The sequence below is a fragment of the Ruegeria sp. AP12 genome (genome assembly GCF_056540025.1).
The window spans coordinates 296,369-314,528 of record NZ_JBQFVZ010000002.1; the positions used below are offsets into that span (position 1 = coordinate 296,369).

19 protein-coding genes are annotated in these 18,160 nt (G+C 59.4%); 7 read left to right on the plus strand and 12 right to left on the minus strand.

The window, feature by feature from the left end:
- The first annotated feature begins 70 nt into the window (after positions 1 to 70).
- The gene (locus ACR0E6_RS09360; RefSeq protein ID WP_170622891.1) at positions 71 to 313 is read left to right on the plus strand and encodes a CDGSH iron-sulfur domain-containing protein; all 243 of its coding nucleotides are present in this window, start codon (positions 71 to 73) and stop codon (positions 311 to 313) included.
- Here ACR0E6_RS09360 and ACR0E6_RS09365 read toward each other — a convergent pair.
- The 5 genes from ACR0E6_RS09365 to ACR0E6_RS09385 form a co-directional block, all read right to left on the minus strand.
- Positions 296 to 574 (minus strand): DUF6455 family protein, encoded by a 279-nt coding sequence (locus ACR0E6_RS09365; RefSeq protein WP_170521744.1) that lies wholly within the window; start codon positions 572 to 574, stop codon positions 296 to 298. The two genes, ACR0E6_RS09360 and ACR0E6_RS09365, sit on opposite strands and share 18 nt — an antisense overlap.
- The gene (locus ACR0E6_RS09370) at positions 574 to 843 is read right to left on the minus strand and encodes a DUF6455 family protein (RefSeq protein ID WP_480582581.1); all 270 of its coding nucleotides are present in this window, start codon (positions 841 to 843) and stop codon (positions 574 to 576) included. Before ACR0E6_RS09370 ends, ACR0E6_RS09365 begins: the two co-directional genes overlap by 1 nt.
- Before the next feature lie 13 nt (positions 844 to 856).
- Positions 857 to 1,108: a DUF6455 family protein gene (locus ACR0E6_RS09375; RefSeq protein WP_170452601.1), complete on the minus strand. Its 252-nt coding sequence runs from the start codon at positions 1,106 to 1,108 to the stop codon at positions 857 to 859.
- 69 nt (positions 1,109 to 1,177) lie between these two features.
- Complete coding sequence (locus ACR0E6_RS09380; RefSeq protein ID WP_170622887.1) at positions 1,178 to 1,546, minus strand: YigZ family protein; 369 nt, start codon at positions 1,544 to 1,546, stop codon at positions 1,178 to 1,180.
- Positions 1,543 to 2,250 carry a M48 family metallopeptidase gene (locus tag ACR0E6_RS09385; RefSeq protein WP_170622885.1) on the minus strand — a complete coding sequence of 236 codons (708 nt, stop codon included), beginning with the start codon at positions 2,248 to 2,250 and terminating at the stop codon, positions 1,543 to 1,545. Before ACR0E6_RS09385 ends, ACR0E6_RS09380 begins: the two co-directional genes overlap by 4 nt.
- A 121-nt stretch (positions 2,251 to 2,371) precedes the next feature.
- On the opposite strand from ACR0E6_RS09385, the gene ACR0E6_RS09390 reads away from it, so the two are divergent.
- The 3 genes from ACR0E6_RS09390 (at position 2,372) to ACR0E6_RS09400 (ending at position 4,115) form a co-directional block, all read left to right on the plus strand.
- Positions 2,372 to 2,620: a hypothetical protein gene (locus ACR0E6_RS09390; protein ID WP_170452608.1), complete on the plus strand. Its 249-nt coding sequence runs from the start codon at positions 2,372 to 2,374 to the stop codon at positions 2,618 to 2,620.
- Between the two features lie 221 nt (positions 2,621 to 2,841).
- Positions 2,842 to 3,420, plus strand: coding sequence for a nitroreductase family protein (locus tag ACR0E6_RS09395; protein ID WP_170452610.1), 579 nt, complete (start codon positions 2,842 to 2,844; stop codon positions 3,418 to 3,420).
- Positions 3,417 to 4,115 (plus strand): EI24 domain-containing protein, encoded by a 699-nt coding sequence (locus ACR0E6_RS09400; RefSeq protein ID WP_480582585.1) that lies wholly within the window; start codon positions 3,417 to 3,419, stop codon positions 4,113 to 4,115. The genes ACR0E6_RS09395 and ACR0E6_RS09400 overlap by 4 nt, the downstream gene beginning before the upstream one ends.
- 6 nt (positions 4,116 to 4,121) lie before the next feature.
- Here the strand turns inward: ACR0E6_RS09400 and ACR0E6_RS09405 are convergent, their stop codons facing one another.
- Positions 4,122 to 4,394, minus strand: coding sequence for a DUF1467 family protein (locus ACR0E6_RS09405; RefSeq protein ID WP_170452611.1), 273 nt, complete (start codon positions 4,392 to 4,394; stop codon positions 4,122 to 4,124).
- Between the two features lie 24 nt (positions 4,395 to 4,418).
- Positions 4,419 to 4,823 (minus strand): methylmalonyl-CoA epimerase, encoded by a 405-nt coding sequence (gene mce, locus ACR0E6_RS09410; RefSeq protein ID WP_170452613.1) that lies wholly within the window; start codon positions 4,821 to 4,823, stop codon positions 4,419 to 4,421.
- A gap of 261 nt (positions 4,824 to 5,084) precedes the next feature.
- On the opposite strand from mce, the gene ACR0E6_RS09415 reads away from it, so the two are divergent.
- Both ACR0E6_RS09415 and ACR0E6_RS09420 read left to right on the plus strand, forming a co-directional pair.
- Complete coding sequence (locus tag ACR0E6_RS09415; protein ID WP_480582588.1) at positions 5,085 to 6,008, plus strand: hypothetical protein; 924 nt, start codon at positions 5,085 to 5,087, stop codon at positions 6,006 to 6,008.
- Positions 6,009 to 6,280: 272 nt separating this feature from the next.
- Positions 6,281 to 7,000: a response regulator gene (locus ACR0E6_RS09420; RefSeq protein WP_480582590.1), complete on the plus strand. Its 720-nt coding sequence runs from the start codon at positions 6,281 to 6,283 to the stop codon at positions 6,998 to 7,000.
- 272 nt (positions 7,001 to 7,272) lie between these two features.
- Here the strand turns inward: ACR0E6_RS09420 and aspS are convergent, their stop codons facing one another.
- The 4 genes from aspS to ACR0E6_RS09440 all read right to left on the minus strand — a co-directional run bounded on the left by aspS (position 7,273) and on the right by ACR0E6_RS09440 (position 11,523).
- Positions 7,273 to 9,048, minus strand: coding sequence for an aspartate--tRNA ligase (aspS, locus tag ACR0E6_RS09425; protein WP_480582592.1), 1,776 nt, complete (start codon positions 9,046 to 9,048; stop codon positions 7,273 to 7,275).
- A gap of 77 nt (positions 9,049 to 9,125) precedes the next feature.
- The gene (locus ACR0E6_RS09430) at positions 9,126 to 9,797 is read right to left on the minus strand and encodes a CPBP family intramembrane glutamic endopeptidase (RefSeq protein ID WP_480582594.1); all 672 of its coding nucleotides are present in this window, start codon (positions 9,795 to 9,797) and stop codon (positions 9,126 to 9,128) included.
- Entirely contained in the window at positions 9,794 to 10,441 is a 648-nt protein-coding gene (locus ACR0E6_RS09435) for an aminotransferase class IV family protein (RefSeq protein ID WP_480582596.1), read from the minus strand. The genes ACR0E6_RS09430 and ACR0E6_RS09435 overlap by 4 nt, the downstream gene beginning before the upstream one ends.
- Positions 10,396 to 11,523, minus strand: a complete 1,128-nt coding sequence (locus tag ACR0E6_RS09440) for an aminodeoxychorismate synthase component I (protein WP_480582598.1) — start codon at positions 11,521 to 11,523, stop codon at positions 10,396 to 10,398. The genes ACR0E6_RS09435 and ACR0E6_RS09440 overlap by 46 nt, the downstream gene beginning before the upstream one ends.
- Before the next feature lie 177 nt (positions 11,524 to 11,700).
- On the opposite strand from ACR0E6_RS09440, the gene carB reads away from it, so the two are divergent.
- Positions 11,701 to 15,045 carry a carbamoyl-phosphate synthase large subunit gene (gene carB / locus ACR0E6_RS09445; protein ID WP_480582600.1) on the plus strand — a complete coding sequence of 1,115 codons (3,345 nt, stop codon included), beginning with the start codon at positions 11,701 to 11,703 and terminating at the stop codon, positions 15,043 to 15,045.
- Between the two features lie 58 nt (positions 15,046 to 15,103).
- Here the strand turns inward: carB and ACR0E6_RS09450 are convergent, their stop codons facing one another.
- Positions 15,104 to 18,154, minus strand: coding sequence for an efflux RND transporter permease subunit (locus ACR0E6_RS09450; RefSeq protein ID WP_480582602.1), 3,051 nt, complete (start codon positions 18,152 to 18,154; stop codon positions 15,104 to 15,106).
- Between the last annotated feature and the right edge of the window lie 6 nt (positions 18,155 to 18,160).

Sequence of the window (18,160 nt, forward strand, 5' to 3'; positions counted from 1 at the left end):
CGCGCGCTACCTTTTTTGGCGCATTGCCCTAAACTCGTGACCTGACATCAGCCAAGAACGGAGAAGCCACATGTCCGACGCCCCCATCATCGCCCAGAAAGAGCCCATGGCGGTCGAAGTTGTCGAAGGAAAGAGTTATTTCTGGTGCGCTTGCGGCCGATCCAAGAAGCAGCCGTTTTGTGATGGGTCGCACAAAGACACCGACTTTGAACCCTTAAAATACACGGCTGAAGCAAGTAAAAAAGTGTTCTTCTGCTGCTGCAAGCACACCGGCAAGGCGCCGTTATGCGACGGATCACACGCGCGAATTTGACGGGCGGCGAAGCCGGTTCAAGGCTTGGGCATTGGCGCAAAACTCGGGGGCAGCATCGGCAAGTTGTTGTTGCTGGGACAACCAGATCGCACATTGCCCACAGCAATTTGACGCCCGGCATCGGGTGACGAGTTCGGCATAGCCTTCGGCGGAAAGTTGCCCCTCGGCCATTGCCTCGGTCAGCGAAATACCCAGGCAACGGGCCACTGAACGCGTCAGCCAAAAGTGTTTTTCGATCTCTCCAAGGGCGACCTGTGGCATCAACCGCCCCCGACCTGAGCGGATTTCAGGGCCGCGAATCGCGCCCGATTCGGGCAGGTTTCAGGCGCATTTGCGATAGCCTGATGCTGATCCAGCCATTCGGGACAGTCCTTTGCCCATGCGCAACCACGACAGAACTGCACCATCTCGGCCCAGTCTTCCTGGCTCAGGTGGCAAGCGTGATGTGCTGCAACGATATCCGCGCCCGTCGCCTGACCCATTCGCAGAACCAGACGCATATGGGTCATGATATCTCCGAGACGTGGCATAGGCCCCTCGCGTTTACGGTCTGAGTTTTTCCAGCAAAGTGTAGTTGCGGCAGTATTCCGGGGCGCGGCTAAGCGCAGACGCTTCTTTCAACAGGGATTGGCAATGTCCGGGGTTCGGGCAATCTGTGCACCGGACCACGGCGTCTGAAATCTGGTCGATTGATACGGCACCCTCGATGGCGGATTCCTGCAAATCGATATCCAGCATCCGCGCCATGTCATCGACCAAACCGGCGTGCAATCGCAAAGTCTCTCGGCTGGGCATGTCCTGTCCTTTCCCTGTCGCGCTTTGGTCAGAGCGTAGTTGGTGGACAGGGGGAATCCTTGATTCAGGTCAAGCAGAGGCCCCAATTTGGTCGAGATAAGCACGCGTTGCGTCCTGAACGCGGCGAAAACGGTCCCCGCCCAGCTTTTTGCCGCCATACCAGCGCGTAACGATGATGACGTGGTTCTCTAACCCCTCACGCTCCATCATGCGAAGGATGACCATGCCCGCCCCGCTTTCTCCATCGTCGGCCTTGAGCGCCCCGGTTGGCAACGTCGCCGCCCAGGTATTGTGCGTGGCCTTTGCATAGGCTTTATCCGTCTTCAGCTCGGCAAGCACCGCGTCAACCTGATCCCGCGATGTCACAGTTGCCCCAGACACCGCGTATTTCGATCCGCGATCGGTCAGAATCACGCCCAGCCGCACCAGTTCAGTCATTCTGTGACACCCAGCTTTCGCGCGGTTTGCTGTACAATTTCGACCCGCTGCGCGTTGGGTGGGTGCGATCCCAGGAACTGGTCACCCGGATCGGGAATGCGGGCAAAATACTTCGCACCGATCAGCGGGTTGTATCCGGCATTGTGTGTGATGAGGGTTCCCAACTGATCCGCCTCAAGCTCAAAGTCTTTCGCATAGGCTTGCACGGCCACCTTTGCCCCCAGTTTCTGCGCCTTTTCAACAGCGGCGTCGCTTTTGCCACGTTGCCGCTCGGCCTCTCCAAACTTGGCTGCGCCAACACGGGCGTTTTCGCTTTGCCGTCCGATGTGATCCAAAACGTGATGCGCAGCCTCGTGCCCCATCACAAAGGCCAATTCATCCGCATTCCGGGTCGAGCGGATCAAGGATCGCGTGAAGATGATCGCGGGCTGTTTCTTGTCATCCAGAGTCTGAAAGGCGTTTGCAGGCGCGGTCGGGTTCAGATCGACCAGAATTCTGAAATCGCAGCTTTGCGGTTTGGAAGACCTCAGACACTGGGCCCGCGCCTCGCGCCCGACCTCGCGGCTGACCTTGCGAAAAGCTGCGGCGCTGGCGGCTTCTTCTGCCGTGAGCCCACGCCAGTCTTCTGCAGGAATCACGCGCAATCTGTCTGTTGCACAGGCCGACAGAAGCAGGGGAAAAACCAGAAATAAGAGAAGGCGCATCAAAGGTCCTATTAGCCGATCAGGCGTTGATCCCAACATAGCCGGACCAACCGGGCAGTACCACTGCGGTTTCGGCCTGTGACGGGTTGCATTGGCGGGCGGTGGCCTGCACTCTGGCCCCATGTTTTCGATTGAGCATGAATTCGACTCGACAGTCATTACCCTCGTGGATGAAGGCCCCAAGCCTTTGCAAGAGGATGTGGTGATCAACAGCTTCGCCGAATGCGTGACGCTGGAACAAATGGACCCCCGCACGGATCAGATCCAGAAGATCACCCTGTCGCCCGAACAGGTCCGCGATCTGGCTGCGGCGCTGGATTTGCCAGAAGGTGTCTATCAGATTCGCGAAACGCAGGATCAGGGCTCGTAGGGTTCGAGCTGTGGCGGTTCTGGCCAAGCGACGCGGAGTCTAAAATCCGTGACCAATGGTTTATTGAATTTTCGTAAGTCGCCAAGCCCCCCATCCAGTGTCATTGCGCTTGCACCCGGCGTGCCGGAATGAAAATGATCCCCAAAAATCCAACGGCCCGCCCTTGAATCGCCAGCCGTACCGCCCAAGATACAGATGGCCGATGTAAAGGAAGTTAACATATGTCCCTGAAAAACCCTGCCGCCCTGGAGTTTTTACAGTCGCGCCGGTCCAGACCGGCCAAAACACTGATTGCTCCGGCCCCGACACGGGACGAGCTTTTGCCTTTGCTGACCGCCGCCGCCCGCAGCCCGGATCATGGCAAACTGGAACCCTGGCGGTTTATCGTGATCGAAAAGGGCGCGATGGCGCGTCTTGCTGACCTGACCGAAGTCTGTGGCAAGGCGCTGAACAAATCGCCGGAAGACATTGCCAAGGCCCGCAGCCAGTTCGACATGGGACATCTGGCCGTGGCCGTGATCGAGGTTCAGAAACCGTCGGAAAAGATCCCGGCGATTGAACAAACCTACTCTGCCGGTGCCGTCTGTCTGGCCCTGCTGAACGCGGCCCTCGCCGCCGGATGGGGCGCGAACTGGCTGTCCGGCTGGCAATCGCATGACCGGGATTTCTGCAAATCCGCCTTTGGGTTGGCCGAAAACGAACGACTGGCCGGCGTGATCCATATCGCAACCGAAGGGACCGCCCCGCCAGAACGCCCCCGGCCGGACGTTGCCGCCCTGACTGAATGGCTCACGGAATGATCATTCTGAACGCGTTCTTCGCGGCCCTTGGTCAGATCGGAGACCCCAAGTTCCGCTCAGTCCTGTTTCGCGGCATCGGTCTGACGATCCTGTTGCTGATCCTTGCCTGTGCTGCCGCGATCTGGTTCATCAACGCGCTGTCTGGCGACGAGATTTCACTGCCCTTTGTTGGAACAGTGTCGTGGCTGAACGATGTGCTGAACTATTCCGGCATCCTGCTGGTTCTGGTGTTGCCGGTGTTCCTGATGGTGCCCGTCGCCTCGGCAATCACGTCGATCTTTTTGGAAGAGGTTGCGCAGGCGGTCGAAGACAAAAACTACGCGCATCTGCCCCCGGCCCCCAAAATCCCGCTTGGCGAGTCCATTCAGGATGGTCTCAGCTTTATGGGCGTTCTGATCGTGGCAAACCTGCTGGCGCTGATCCTGTATGCGATCTTCACGCCCCTTGCGCTGTTTATCTTCTGGGGCATGAACGGATTTCTGCTGGGCCGGGAATATTTCACGCTGGCCGCGATGCGCAGATTGGGGCGTGAGGGTGCGCGCCAGCTGCGTGCGAAACACACGGCAACTATCTGGCTTGCCGGGACGCTGATGGCGATCCCGCTTTCAGTGCCGCTGGTGAATCTGGTGATCCCGATCATCGGTGTCGCCACCTTCACCCATATCTATCATAATGTGTCAGGCCGCGCGGCCTGACACGGCTCAGCGCGGCTCAAGCTGGTTCAGCCAGTCGAAATCCCGAACCGAGATCACCCCGGACAGGATAATCCCGGCGATGATGGCCCATAAGACGATCGAAATGCCCGTGGTGATCCACATCTTCTTCTTCATGTGATGCACCTCCGGCGCACCCGCATGGGTGCCCGGAACGATCTCGCCCAGATCGCCCTGCGTCTTGATGCGAATGGGCAGAACGATCAGCAGGGTCAGAAACCAGATGACTGCAAACAGCACCAACGCGGCAGTGATGGTCATTTCGGGTCCTCCGGGCTTGTGGCGCTACACCTGTTCCAGTTCGACCAGACAGCCGTTGAAATCCTTGGGGTGCAGGAACAGAACGGGCTTGCCATGCGCGCCGATCTTGGGTTCTCCGCTACCCAACACACGTGCACCACTTTCTTTCAGGTGGTCGCGGGCCGCGATGATGTCTTCGACTTCATAGCACACATGGTGGATGCCACCGGCCGGGTTTTTCTCAAGGAAGCCATTGATCGGGCTGTCATCGCCCAGCGGGTACAGAAGCTCGATCTTCGTGTTTGGCAGTTCGATGAACACCACCGTCACACCATGATCCGGCTCGTCCTGCGGCGCGCCCACTTTGGCGCCCAGCGCGCTGCGATACTGCTCGGATGCGGCCTCAAGATCCGGAACGGCGATGGCGACGTGGTTTAGTCGTCCGATCATAGTAAACTCCTCTGTCCTACGTTGAGTGGGTTATGGGGGCAGTTCCGGCAAAGGACAAGTGCGCCAAATCGCCCGTTAACCCTGTGTTATTATCGTCGGGGTTTGAGCACACTGGGTTTGCGCAGTTGGCACCAGAAACCACTGTCCCGATGGAACAGAGACCAGTTATGCACTAAAATTCGAACTGGAGCAGTCAAATTGGGCCAACCAGTTCCGGATATTGCAGAGTAATAGTTTTCCAGCAAGGTAAAGGTGAAACAAATGAACGATGGTCGCAAAAAACAACTGTTTAAACCCGCGGGAAGCCTGTTCTCGTCTGACGTTTATCAGAGCTACACCGCGAGCTATACATGGTGGGCCAATCAGACTGCTCATTTGGGGTTGGGGTTTGTGGCCACTGCGATTGCTATGGAACTAATCTCATGGCTTGCCACATATTTCTGGGTCGCGTTCCTAATTTATCCGCTAAAAGAAATTAGGGATATCCGGCTTGCTCAAATCGCATCGCAATCGCCTTTTCCGGTTAAAAAGTGCGAGATCATAGCCGACTCCGTGACAGATGTTATCTTCGTCAGCCTGGGGGTCGCCCTTGCAGTTTTTCTTCCATGGCCAGACGTATACCTGGCGGTATGGTTTCTTCTTCTTGTCGTCGCTACGTTGTGGGGATGGTGGCGCTTCCATCCTGAAAAGAGAGCTTTTGATAAGTCTGGGTTGCCTTACCTATTTCGACTAGGAACCTACTCTGCTGCAAATTGGGAATACGCTAAAAAGCCTGTGTGTAATTTCCTGAAAGGCGAAGGCCCACAACATTTAATCCTAAGTGGCAAGCTCGGTGACGGGCGAACAACGCTGGCTGTGGCGATTGGCAGTGAAGTGACCGTGGGTCAAAAATATATACGATACATAAGTGCTGCCAACGAGTTGATCGAAGCCGGAAGCCATACGCAAAAGGAAAGTAAGTTATCTGAAAGCTGGTCACTAAACGAGGCCGATTGGGTGATCATCGACAACATCTCGGCTATTCCAAAAAACTTCGAAACAGTAAAGCATCTGAAAAACAAACGATGCATTTGGGTAACCAGCGCCCAAAAACCCTTGCTTAAACAATTGGAAAAACAGTTTGGTAAAAAACAAACCAAAAGCGTTGATGTTTCAAAACTTGGCTACACCAAGCGAAGCAACTGATTTAATGCAGTGCTTCTACAACCCGCCAAGTGCTCAATCGGCCAGAGCATCTTTTGTCTATTTATTGACGTTGGTTACATCGCTTGCGGACCAAGGGTACACGCAGGAGAACGGTTTATGGTGACCCATAACCACACAGTGGCGGATTACCCAGTACAGCCGTACCGATAGCGACCCCTAGCCGGAGGCAAAAATCTCTTAACTGGCCACGGTTAACCCTCTGTTAGCCAGAAGTTCCTAGCGTGAGGCATCTGCTGGATAGGAGATCTGACATGGACGATTCGGTTCCTTTCGCCACAACTATCGCTACGCCCACGGCGACGCGGCCTTTGCTGGGACAGACCATTCTGGTTGTCGAAGACAGCCGCTATGCCTGCGACGCGATCCGCCTGATGTGCCTGCACAGCGGGGCAAGGATCCGACGTGCCGATTGCCTGAAATCCGCACGGCGTCACCTTCAGATCTATCGCCCCTCGGTCATTCTTGTGGATATGGGTCTGCCGGACGGCTCCGGGGCCGATCTGATTGCTGAACTGACTCAGGCCTCGCCCCGGATCAGTGTCATTCTGGCGATGTCAGGTGATACATGCACCGAGTCTGCTGCCCTTGGGGACGGGGCTGACGGTTTTTTGCCCAAACCCCTAAAATCCATGTCTTATTTTCAAAAAGCCATTCTGGAACGCCTCCCCGAGGATCGTCGGCCCAGCGGGTTGCACGCCGTTCGGGACGAAGTCATTCACCCTGATCCACTGGCCTATCAGGACGACATGGCGCATATCGCGGACGTTCTGGCAGGGCCGACCGATCCGCGCATGCTGGATTATGCTGCCCAGTTTCTTCACGGCGTTGCGCGTGAGGCCAACGATACGGTGTTGGCGGATGCGGCGCGGAAACTGTCACTTTCCCGGGCGCAAGGCAGTCCGATCACCGCTCAGGCCGCGCAGGTTGCCGGGCTTGTTCAAAACCGGCTGGAACAGCGGGAGGCGATCTGACATGGCCACCGCCTATTTCATCACCGCATCCCTGGTGTTCGGGTGGATGTACCGGCAAACCCGGCAGAGTGCCCGATCCATTCGCGTGAACCGGCAGAAGCTGGGCAAAGGGATTGATTGATTCCCTTGACGTCGCGTTTGCCGGTCTGCCTTAGACACAAGTGACAAACGCAAACCGCCCGCGCATGGCGAGCGGTTCAGTCGTGATACGGTTTACGCCGCGCAACACGTGCGCTCATCACCAGACAAGCGGCAGGCCGCGACCGACAGGCTTAATCCTGCGGAATGATCCGCAAACCAAGTTCCATCAACTGATCCGAGGTCGGATCGGACGGCGCGTCCATCATCAGGTCCTCGGCGCGCTGGTTCATCGGGAACATCATGACCTCGCGGATATTGGCCTCATCCGCCAACAGCATCACGATCCGGTCGATGCCCGCAGCACAGCCCCCGTGCGGCGGCGCGCCGTAGTGGAAGGCGTTGAACAGGGCGCCAAAGCGCGATTTGACCTCATCCGCGCCGTAACCGGCCAATTCAAAGGCTTTCAACATGATCTCGGGCTTGTGGTTCCGGATCGCGCCCGAGACCAGCTCGTACCCGTTACAGGCCAGATCGTACTGGTACCCGCGCACGTCCAGCGGATTGCCCTGCAGCGCCTCCATACCGCCCTGCGGCATCGAGAACGGGTTGTGTTCGAAATCGATCGCGCCGGTTTCTTCGTCCTGTTCATAGATCGGGAAATCGACGATCCAGGCAAAGGCAAAGCGGTCTTTCTCGGTCAGGCCAAGGTCTTCTCCGATCACGTCGCGGGCCTTGCCTGCGACCTTTTCAAAGGCTTTCGGCTTGCCGCCCAGGAAGAACGCCGCGTCACCAACACCCAGACCCAATTGCTGACGGATCGCCTCGGTACGTTCGGGGCCGATGTTCTTGGCCAGCGGACCTGCAGCCTCCATCCCTTCGCCCTGATCGCGCCAGAAGATATAGCCCATGCCGGGCAGACCCTCTTTCTGGGCGAATGCATTCATGCGGTCGCAGAACTTGCGGCTGCCGCCGGTCGGCGCAGGGATGGCGCGGATTTCGGTGCCGTCCTGCTCCAACAGCTTCGCGAAAATCGCAAAGCCACTATCGCGGAAGTGGTCGGAGACCACTTGCATTTTGATAGGATTGCGCAGGTCGGGCTTGTCGGTGCCATACCACAAGGCCGCGTCCTTGTAGGAAATCTGCGGCCACTCTTGGTCAACCTTCCGGCCACCTCCGAACTCTTCGAACACGCCGGTCAGAACGGGCTGGATGGTGTCGAACACGTCCTGCTGCTCGACAAACGACATCTCAAGGTCAAGCTGGTAGAAATCGGTGGGCGAGCGGTCGGCGCGCGGGTCTTCGTCGCGGAAGCAGGGCGCGATCTGGAAATATTTGTCGAAGCCCGAGACCATGATCAACTGCTTGAACTGCTGAGGGGCCTGCGGCAGGGCGTAGAATTTGCCCGGATGCAGGCGCGAGGGCACCAGAAAGTCGCGCGCACCTTCGGGCGAGGATGCCGTGATGATCGGCGTCTGATACTCGCGGAAGCCCTGATCCCACATGCGTTTGCGCATCGAGGCCACAACGTCCGAGCGCAGGGTCATGTTGCGCTGCATCGCTTCGCGGCGCAGGTCCAGATAGCGATAGCGCAGGCGGGTTTCCTCGGGGTATTCCTGATCGCCGAACACCATCAGCGGCAGTTCGTCAGCGGCACCCAGCACTTCCAGTTCACGCACGTAAACCTCGATCTCGCCGGTGGGCAATTTCGGGTTCACCAGATCCGCGTCACGCGCTTTGACGGTGCCGTCGATGCGGATGCACCATTCCGAGCGCACCTTCTCAAGTTCGGCAAAGGCCGCGCTGTCACCGTCGCATAGAACCTGCGTTACGCCGAAGTGGTCGCGCAGATCGATGAACAGCACGCCGCCGTGATCTCGGACCCGATGCACCCAACCGGACAGGCGAACGGTTTCACCGACATTGGCGGCGGTCAGAGCGGCGCAGGTGTGGCTGCGATAGGCGTGCATGGAATATCCCTTCGGGCGCAGAATTCGTCGCGCCGATACACCCTGTCAGGCCCGGAAAGTCAAGGCAGGTCGCGCCGTCAAAACGGCCTTTGCACATTGCCTGAATAGAAATAAACACCCAGCCCCACGGCAAAGATGATGTTCCCCGCAATCGCGTGCAGCAGAACGGCGTAAAAGAACGAGCCGCGCTTGCGATAGGCCCAGCTGAACAGCAACCCGCCTACAAAGGTCATGATGGTGACAATCCAGCTCCAATACATCAGATGCGCGAAGGCGAAGATGGCCGCGTTCAGCAGGTCGGCCCTGCGCCCGTCCGGCAGGATGGCGTGGTAGCGGCGGAAAAACAGCGGGCGGAATAATAGCTCTTGCGGCAGGGCGGACAGAAGCGGATAGCCGATCCAGATGAAGGCCAGCATCTCGGGTCGGTTTCTCAGCAGAAAAAAGGCCGCATCTGGCCGGGTCAGGTAGATCAGCACGGTACAGAATGCGGCAGTCGCCAGTGTGAATACCGCCAGTTCACGAAATGACCAGTTTGCCCATTCGTATCGCAGTTCTGCCCACTGAAAACCGGGCGTAACATGCAGCAGAACGATGCCCAAACCGGTAAAGGCAAACAGCGCCGGGAACATCCAGTTGGGTGGAAAAAGCACCGCGATCACCAGCGGGGCAATAATGAAAAACAGGCCAAACTCAATCCGCAATCGCGCTGCCGCGACCGGAGGGGCGACCATCGTGCTGTCTTTGCTCACAGATTCACCAACTCCACCGGTATCAGGCCGCGTAACGAATTTCCCATGAAAACAGATTGGGCCTCTTTCAGATCATTCAAGGTCAGAACCGCCTCGGCAAACTCTTCTTGTTCCAGCAATTCTTCGCGCAGAATACCCGGCAAAAGCCCGCTGGACAGGGGCGGAGTCAGCCGTCGCCCTTCGTGGGTTTCAATGAACAGGTTGGTGATAGTGCCCTCGCACAGCTCATCCCGTTCATTCAGGAACAGCAACTCGTCGATACCGTCGGGCATCGCGGCACGAGCGGTGTCATAGAGATCACGCCGGGTGGTTTTGTGGCGCAGCCATATGTCGCCCGAGGTCAGGCGGGTCTCGGACACCCCCACCCGCCAGAGCGGCGGGTTTTCCGCCAGCGGGGCGGTGGTCAGGTCGAACTGACCCGAAACATCCATGGTCAGACGACAGCGCAAGGGGGCCTCACTGGCAACCTCAGACAGAACGCTCAGCGCAGCAGATCGGTCGAAGGGCAAGCCCAACGCCTTGGCGGTGCGCGCCATTCGGTTCAGATGCCGGTCCTGTCGGACAAACCCCTGCCCGGGCCTGAAGCCCAGCGTTTCGATCAGGCGGAAATCAGGCTCAACTGGCGGGCAAAGCGGGCTTTCCATAGGGCTTCCTCGTATTCAGACGGGGCCGTGCTGTCCCAGACCACCCCACCGCCGACATTCAGCGTTGCAGCGGCACCGTCCACCATCAGCGTGCGGATGGCAACGTTGAACTCGGACCGTCCGTCCGGCGCGGCCCAGCCGATCGTGCCGCAATAGATGTCGCGGGGCCAGGGTTCGAGGTCGGACAGGATCTCCATCGCGCGGATCTTGGGCGCTCCGGTAATGGATCCGCAGGGGAACAAAGCGGTCAGAATGTCGGACAACCCGGCCCCGATCTGCAACTGCGCCCGCACCAGCGACACCATCTGATGCACGGTGGCATAGGTTTCGACCTTGAACAGTTCGGGCACATGAACCGAGCCAGGCAAGGCCACGCGGCTGATATCGTTGCGCAGCAGATCGACGATCATCAGATTCTCAGCCCGGTTCTTTTCGTCGCTGGACAGGAAGTTTCGGCGGCGCGCATCCTCGGCCATATCTTCGCTGCGGGGCTGGGTGCCCTTCATCGGTCGGGTCTCGACACGCCCGGTCTCATCTGTGCGGAAGAACAGTTCGGGCGAGCGGCTGAGCAGGTCGGGCAGCCCCTCTTGCTGAATCAAAGCGCCGTGGCCAACGGGTTGCCCAGATGTCAGGGCCGCGTAAAGCGCCGCGCTGTCCCCTTCAACCGTCAGATCGATTGGGAAGGTCAGATTGGCCTGATAAATGTCCCCGGCCCCGATGGCGTCATGCACGGCCCGGAACGCCCGGCTGTATCGTGCCTCATCCCAGCGCGGCTGGAACTGGGCAATGCCGCCCGACGCTTTGGGCAGATCGCTTTGATCCGGTTGGTCATAGACCCCGAAACACAGCAACGGCAGTGCCCGGTCGCCCGGCAGACGGGACAACAAGCGCGGCTCCAACGCATATCCAAGCTCGTAACAGGCATAACCGGCCAGCCAGCCACCCGCCGCGCGCGCCTCATCCAATGCCGCCAGCGCCTGGGGCACCTCGTCCGCCTCGTCCGCGCGGATGATGTGGGATGGCCGGTCGAACCGGGTTCCCGGACCGGCTGGCCCCTGATCGAAACGAATACGCAAGTGCATCCTCATAAGCCGTGCTGCGCGATATAGAGAATACGCCGCCAAGGGAAAGAGGGGAAAGCGGCAATTTCGCACCTGTTTCCGATACCTCTTGCACCTTTTCGCGCGGTCCCTATAACGCAGGACAATTTGGGCGCTGGGGCGGTGCCCTGACTCGCGGACAATCGAAGGAACAAGGCCATGCCGAGAAGAACCGACATCCAGTCGATCATGATCATCGGGGCGGGCCCCATTGTCATCGGGCAGGCGTGTGAGTTCGACTATTCCGGCGCTCAGGCCTGCAAGGCGCTGCGCGAGGAAGGTTATCGGGTCATTCTGGTGAACTCGAACCCCGCGACGATCATGACCGATCCCGGTCTGGCGGATGCCACCTATATCGAGCCGATCACGCCCGAGGTTGTCGCCAAGATCATCGAGAAAGAACGCCCCGACGCGCTGCTGCCCACGATGGGCGGACAGACCGGCCTGAACACCTCGCTAGCGCTGGAAGAGATGGGCGTGCTTGAGAAGTTCGGCGTCGAGATGATCGGCGCCAAGCGCGACGCCATCGAAATGGCCGAGGACCGCGCCCTGTTCCGCGAGGCGATGGACCGACTGGGCATCGAAAACCCCAAGGCCGAGATCGTGACCGCCCCCAAGGACGAAGACGGCAAGAAAGACCTGGATGCAGGTGTCGCCATCGCGCTGGAAACCCTGGAAACGGTGGGTCTGCCCGCGATCATCCGCCCTGCCTTTACACTTGGCGGCACCGGCGGCGGTGTGGCCTATAACCGCGAGGATTATATCCATATTTGCCGCTCGGGCATGGATGCCAGCCCCGTGGGCCAGATCCTGATCGACGAAAGCCTGCTGGGCTGGAAAGAATACGAGATGGAGGTGGTGCGCGACACTGCCGACAATGCCATCATCGTTTGTTCCATCGAAAACGTGGACCCGATGGGCGTGCACACCGGCGACTCGATCACTGTGGCCCCGGCCCTGACGTTGACTGACAAAGAATACCAGATCATGCGCAATCACTCGATTGCCGTGCTACGTGAGATCGGCGTGGAAACTGGCGGGTCGAACGTGCAATGGGCGATCAACCCGGTCGACGGCCGCATGGTCGTGATCGAGATGAACCCGCGCGTGTCGCGCTCCTCGGCGCTGGCCTCAAAGGCGACCGGTTTCCCGATTGCCAAGATCGCGGCCAAGCTGGCAGTGGGCTACACACTGGACGAGCTGGACAACGACATCACCAAGGTCACGCCCGCCTCGTTCGAGCCGACCATCGACTACGTCGTCACCAAGATCCCGAAATTCGCGTTCGAGAAATTCCCGGGCTCGGAACCCTATCTGACCACCGCCATGAAATCGGTGGGTGAGGCGATGTCCATCGGCCGCACCATCCACGAATCGATGCAAAAGGCGCTGGCCTCGATGGAATCCGGGCTGACCGGTTTTGACGAGGTCGAAATCCCCGGCCTGAACGTCGGTGTCTGGGACGAGGCCACCGACAAGGCCGCAGTGATCAAGGCGATCAGCAAGCAGACGCCCGACCGCCTGCGCACCATCGCGCAAGCCATGCGCCACGGCCTGAGTGACGATGAAATCTTTGGTGTCACCAAGTTCGACCCATGGTTCCTGGCCCGCATCCGCGAGATCATCGACGCTGAACGTCAGGTCCGCAAAGACGGCCTTCCCGTGACCGAGGATGGTATCCGCAAGCTAAAAATGCTGGGCTTCACCGATGCGCGTCTGGGCAATCTGACCGGCCGCGACGAAGACAATGTCCGCCGCGCCCGCCGCAATCTGGGCGTCAATGCCGTTTTCAAACGCATCGACACCTGTGCCGCCGAGTTCGAGGCGCAGACACCCTATATGTATTCGACCTATGAGGCCCCGATGATGGGCGAGGTCGAATGCGAAGCCCGCCCAAGCGACCGCAAAAAGGTTGTCATTCTCGGTGGTGGTCCGAACCGGATCGGTCAGGGCATCGAGTTCGACTATTGCTGCTGCCACGCCTGTTTCGCGCTGACCGAGGCCGGGTATGAGACCATTATGGTCAACTGCAACCCCGAGACGGTTTCGACCGACTATGACACCTCGGACCGGCTGTATTTCGAGCCGCTGACCTTTGAGCACGTCATGGAAATCCTGACGAAAGAGCAGGAAGACGGCACGCTGCACGGTGTGATCGTGCAGTTCGGTGGTCAGACCCCGCTGAAACTGGCCAACGCGCTTGAGGCTGAGGGCATCCCGATCCTGGGCACCACACCAGACGCCATCGATCTGGCCGAAGACCGTGAGCGGTTCCAAGCGCTGGTCAACGATCTGGGTCTGAAACAGCCCAAGAACGGCATCGCCGCGACTGACGCGCAAGCGTTGGAGATTGCCGACGAGATCGGCTTCCCGCTGGTGATCCGCCCCTCATACGTTCTGGGTGGCCGAGCGATGGAAATCGTGCGCGATATGGATCAGCTGCGGCGTTACATCAATGAGGCCGTGGTGGTCTCGGGCGACAGCCCGGTTCTGCTGGACAGCTATCTGGCCGGTGCGGTGGAACTGGATGTGGATGCGCTGTGCGATGGTACGGACGTCCACGTTGCGGGCATCATGCAGCATATCGAAGAGGCAGGCGTGCATTCGGGCGACTCGGCCTGTTCGCTGCCGCCCTATTCGCTGTCGGATGAGATCCTCGAACAAATCAAGGATCAGGCGTTCAAACTTGCCAAGGCGCTGAACGTCGTCGGCCTGATGAACGTGCAGTTCGCCATCAAGGATGATGAGATCTACCTGATCGAGGTGAACCCGCGCGCCAGCCGCACCGTGCCCTTCGTGGCCAAAGCGACCGACAGCGCGATTGCCTCCATCGCGGCGCGTGTCATGGCGGGTGAGAAGCTGTCGAACTTCCCGATGCGTCCGCCCTATCAGGAAGGTCAGGATACAAAAATTGCCGACCAGATGACGTTGGCCGACCCGAACATGCCGTGGTTCTCGGTGAAAGAGGCGGTCCTGCCCTTTGCCCGCTTCCCCGGTGTGGACACCATTCTGGGCCCCGAGATGCGCTCGACCGGCGAGGTCATGGGCTGGGACCGCGACTTCCCGCGCGCCTTCCTCAAGGCTCAGATGGGCGCGGGTATGGTCCTGCCGTCCTCGGGCCGTGCGTTCATCTCGATCAAGGATGCCGACAAGACCCCCGCGATGCTTGAGGCCGCACAGGTTCTGGCCGCGCAGGGCTTTGTCCTTGTGGCAACCCGTGGCACACAAAGCTGGCTGGCCGAACAAGGCGTTGCCTGCGATCTGGTCAACAAGGTCTACGAAGGCCGCCCGGATGTGGCCGACATGCTGAAAGACGGTCAGGTGCAGCTGGTGATGAACACCACCGAAGGCGCGCAGGCGGTCGAAGACAGCAAGGTCATCCGCTCCATCGCGCTCTATGACAAGATCCCCTACTTCACCACCGCCGCCGCCAGCCACGCCGCCGCGCTGGCGATCAAGGCGCAGGCCGAAGGGGATGTTGAGGTGATGTCGCTGCAGGGGTGATCCTTCACCCCAAAGGGAACAAAGCAAAACCCCCGGTCCGTGACCGGGGGTTTTTCAATTAAGCAGCGGATTGCGCGGCCATTTGCCTTGCCTCTTCCCGCCTGAAGAACAGCAGGTAGAACACCGGCGCGGCGACCATGGTCAGGACTGTGGCAAAGGCCAGACCGCCCATGATCGTCACGGCCATCGAGACAAAGAACGCGTCTGTCAGCAGCGGGGCCATCCCAAGGATCGTGGTGATCGCAGCCAGCATGACCGGGCGCAGACGCGAGACCGAGGCTTCGATGATCGACTCTTGCAGGGGTTTACCGGTGGCCCGGACCAGATCGATTTCTTCGACCAGAACAATGCCGTTCTTGATCAACATCCCCGACAGGCTCAGCAGGCCCAGCAGGGCGGTGAAGGTGAACGGCAGGCCGGTTCCCAGCAGGCCAATCACAACGCCGTTTACCGACATCGGCACCAGAAGCCAGATGATGATCGGTTGTCGGATCGCATTGAACAGCAGGACCGAGATCAGCACCATGATCAGCAAGCTTAGCGGCAATTGCCTGCCCAGACTTTCCTGCGCGTCGCGCGAGTTTTCGAACTCGCCCCCCCACTCCATCTTGTAGCCGGGCGGCAGATCGATTGCTTCAATCGCGGCGCGCACCTCGGTATGGACCTGAGCAGCGGTAAAGCCCGCCGGGATGTCGGCTCCGACCGTGATGGTCAGAACCCTGTCGCGCCGGTGGACCAGCGTGTTCAGGGCCTGGTATTCAAACCCGTCCACCATCTGTTCGATGGGCACGAAACGTTGCGATTGATCCGAATAGACGACCTGATCGACGATTGAATAATCCCCGTCCGCCGGGCGGCGCAGGATGATCGGGATCAGGCGGTCACGCTCGCGCAGGACCCCGCCGGTGATCCCATCGGTCGAGAATTGCAGCGTGGCGGCAATATCTTCGCGGGACACGCCTGCCGTCTGGGCGCGTTCGGTCGCATAGATCGGCTGCACCGCCAGTTCCTTTTCACGCCAGTCGTGATGGACATGCAGCGCGTTGGGCGAGGCGGCGGCCATGCGCTGCACCGCTTCATCCGCCAGTCGCCGCAGAACTTCCGGATCGCTGCCCGAGAACCGCGCCTGGATCGGATCGCCGCCGCCGGGCCCAAAGACCAGCCGCCTGGTGCGGAACTCGCTTTCAGGAAACTGCACCGAACCAAACGCCTCAAGATCTGCCTGCAAGACAGGGATATCGTCCAGCGTTTCAGTGCGGATGATCATATGGCCGTAGCTGGGGTTCGGATCTTCGGCGGCATAGGTCAGCATGAACCGGGTGGCCCCTTGCCCCACAAAGGTCGTGACCGACACAACGTCGTCACGCTCATTCAGCCATTCTTCAAACACGGCCATATCTTCGGCGGTGCGGGCGATTGTGGTGCCCTGAGGCAGCTTGTAATGCACAAAGAACAGCGGCGTATTCGAGTCCGGGAAGAACTGCTGCTTCATCAGCCCGAAGCCTGCGTAGCAAACCACCGTAACCGCAGCCAGCCCCACGACCACCAGCCAGCGAAACCGCAACGCGCCGCGCAGAACCGAGCCGTAGATGCGGAACAGAATGCCGCTATAGGCGTCCACTTCGCCTTCCTTGCCCTGTTTGAAGAAGTAGTGCCCCAGCATCGGCGTGACCGTGATGGCCAACACCCAACTCAGCAGCAGCGAGATGCCGATCACCGCGAACAGCGAGAACAAAAACTCACCGGTTGCATCGGGGCTGAGACCGATGCCCGCAAAAGCCATGATGCCGATCACCGTGGCCCCCAGCAGGGGAATTTGCGTTTTCGAAGCCACATCTTCCGCCGCATCGCGCGAGGATTTGCCGCGCAGCATGGCGATCTGCATCCCCTCGGCCACAACGATGGCATTGTCGACCAGCATCCCCATGGCGATGATCAGCGCGCCAAGCGAGATCCGCTCCATCTCAATCGAAAACATCGCCATGAACAGCAGCGTTCCGACCACCGTCAACAGCAGCGTCGAACCCACGACAACCGCCGCACGCCAGCCCATGAAAAGGCCCAGAACCGCGACCACGATGGCCACGGACATGGCCAGATTGACCAGAAAGTCGGTCGAGGCTTGTTCGACCACCACATGCTGCTGGTAAATCGGCAGGATTTCGACGCCAAAGGGGATCGCGGTGTCCAACTCGTCAAACTTGGCATCCACGCGCTTGCCGACTTCGACAATGTTCTCGCTCGACAATCCGGCGATGCCCAGGGTGAACGCCTCGACCCCGTCAAAGCGGATCATGATGTCCGGGTCGGTCTGGCGCGCGCGGTAGACGTTGGACATATCGAACAGGTTGATCACCTGCCCCTGAGAGCCGACGGAAAGCCCGGCAATGGCGGACACACTGTCCGAACCTTCGGCGGTCAGGATTGTGGTCCGGTCGTCCGCAGACCGCAGCGAGCCGGATGAATTCACCGAATCCGCGTTCGAGATCGCCTCGTTAATCGCCTGAATCGGCACGTTCTGATTCACCGAGATGGCAAGGTCGGGCTCGATAAAGATCGCCTCTTGCGGCAGGCCCTGAACCTCGACATCGGCGACGCCACTGACGGTCAGCAGCTCACGCCGAAGAAACGTAGCCAGTTCGTGTTTTTCCGCGTCCGAATAACCCTCGGCCGTCACCGCGTAGAACAGGCCAAAGACGTCACCGAAGCCGTCATTCACGTAAGGCTGGCCGACGCCCGAGGGCAGGCCGCGCGCCGCATCGCGAATCTGGGCGCGTAGGCGGGTCCAGATGGCGGGCAGTTCGTCACCGTCATAGGTGGACTTGATCTCGACCTCGATCAGCGACCGGCCGGGTTGGTTGACCGAGGTGATCGTGTCCACCTCGCCCATTTGCTGGATGGCGGATTCAAGCGGTTCCGAGACCTCAAGCGCCACTTGTTCAGCTGTTGCGCCGGGATATTGGGTGATGATGACGGCGTTCTTGATGGTGAATGCCGGGTCTTCGAGACGACCCAGAGACAGAAAGCCCCAGATACCGCCAAACAGGGCAATCAGGATGATCAACCACGTATATAGTGGCCTGTCGATCGAGGCGCGCGCGATGTTCATATCTCA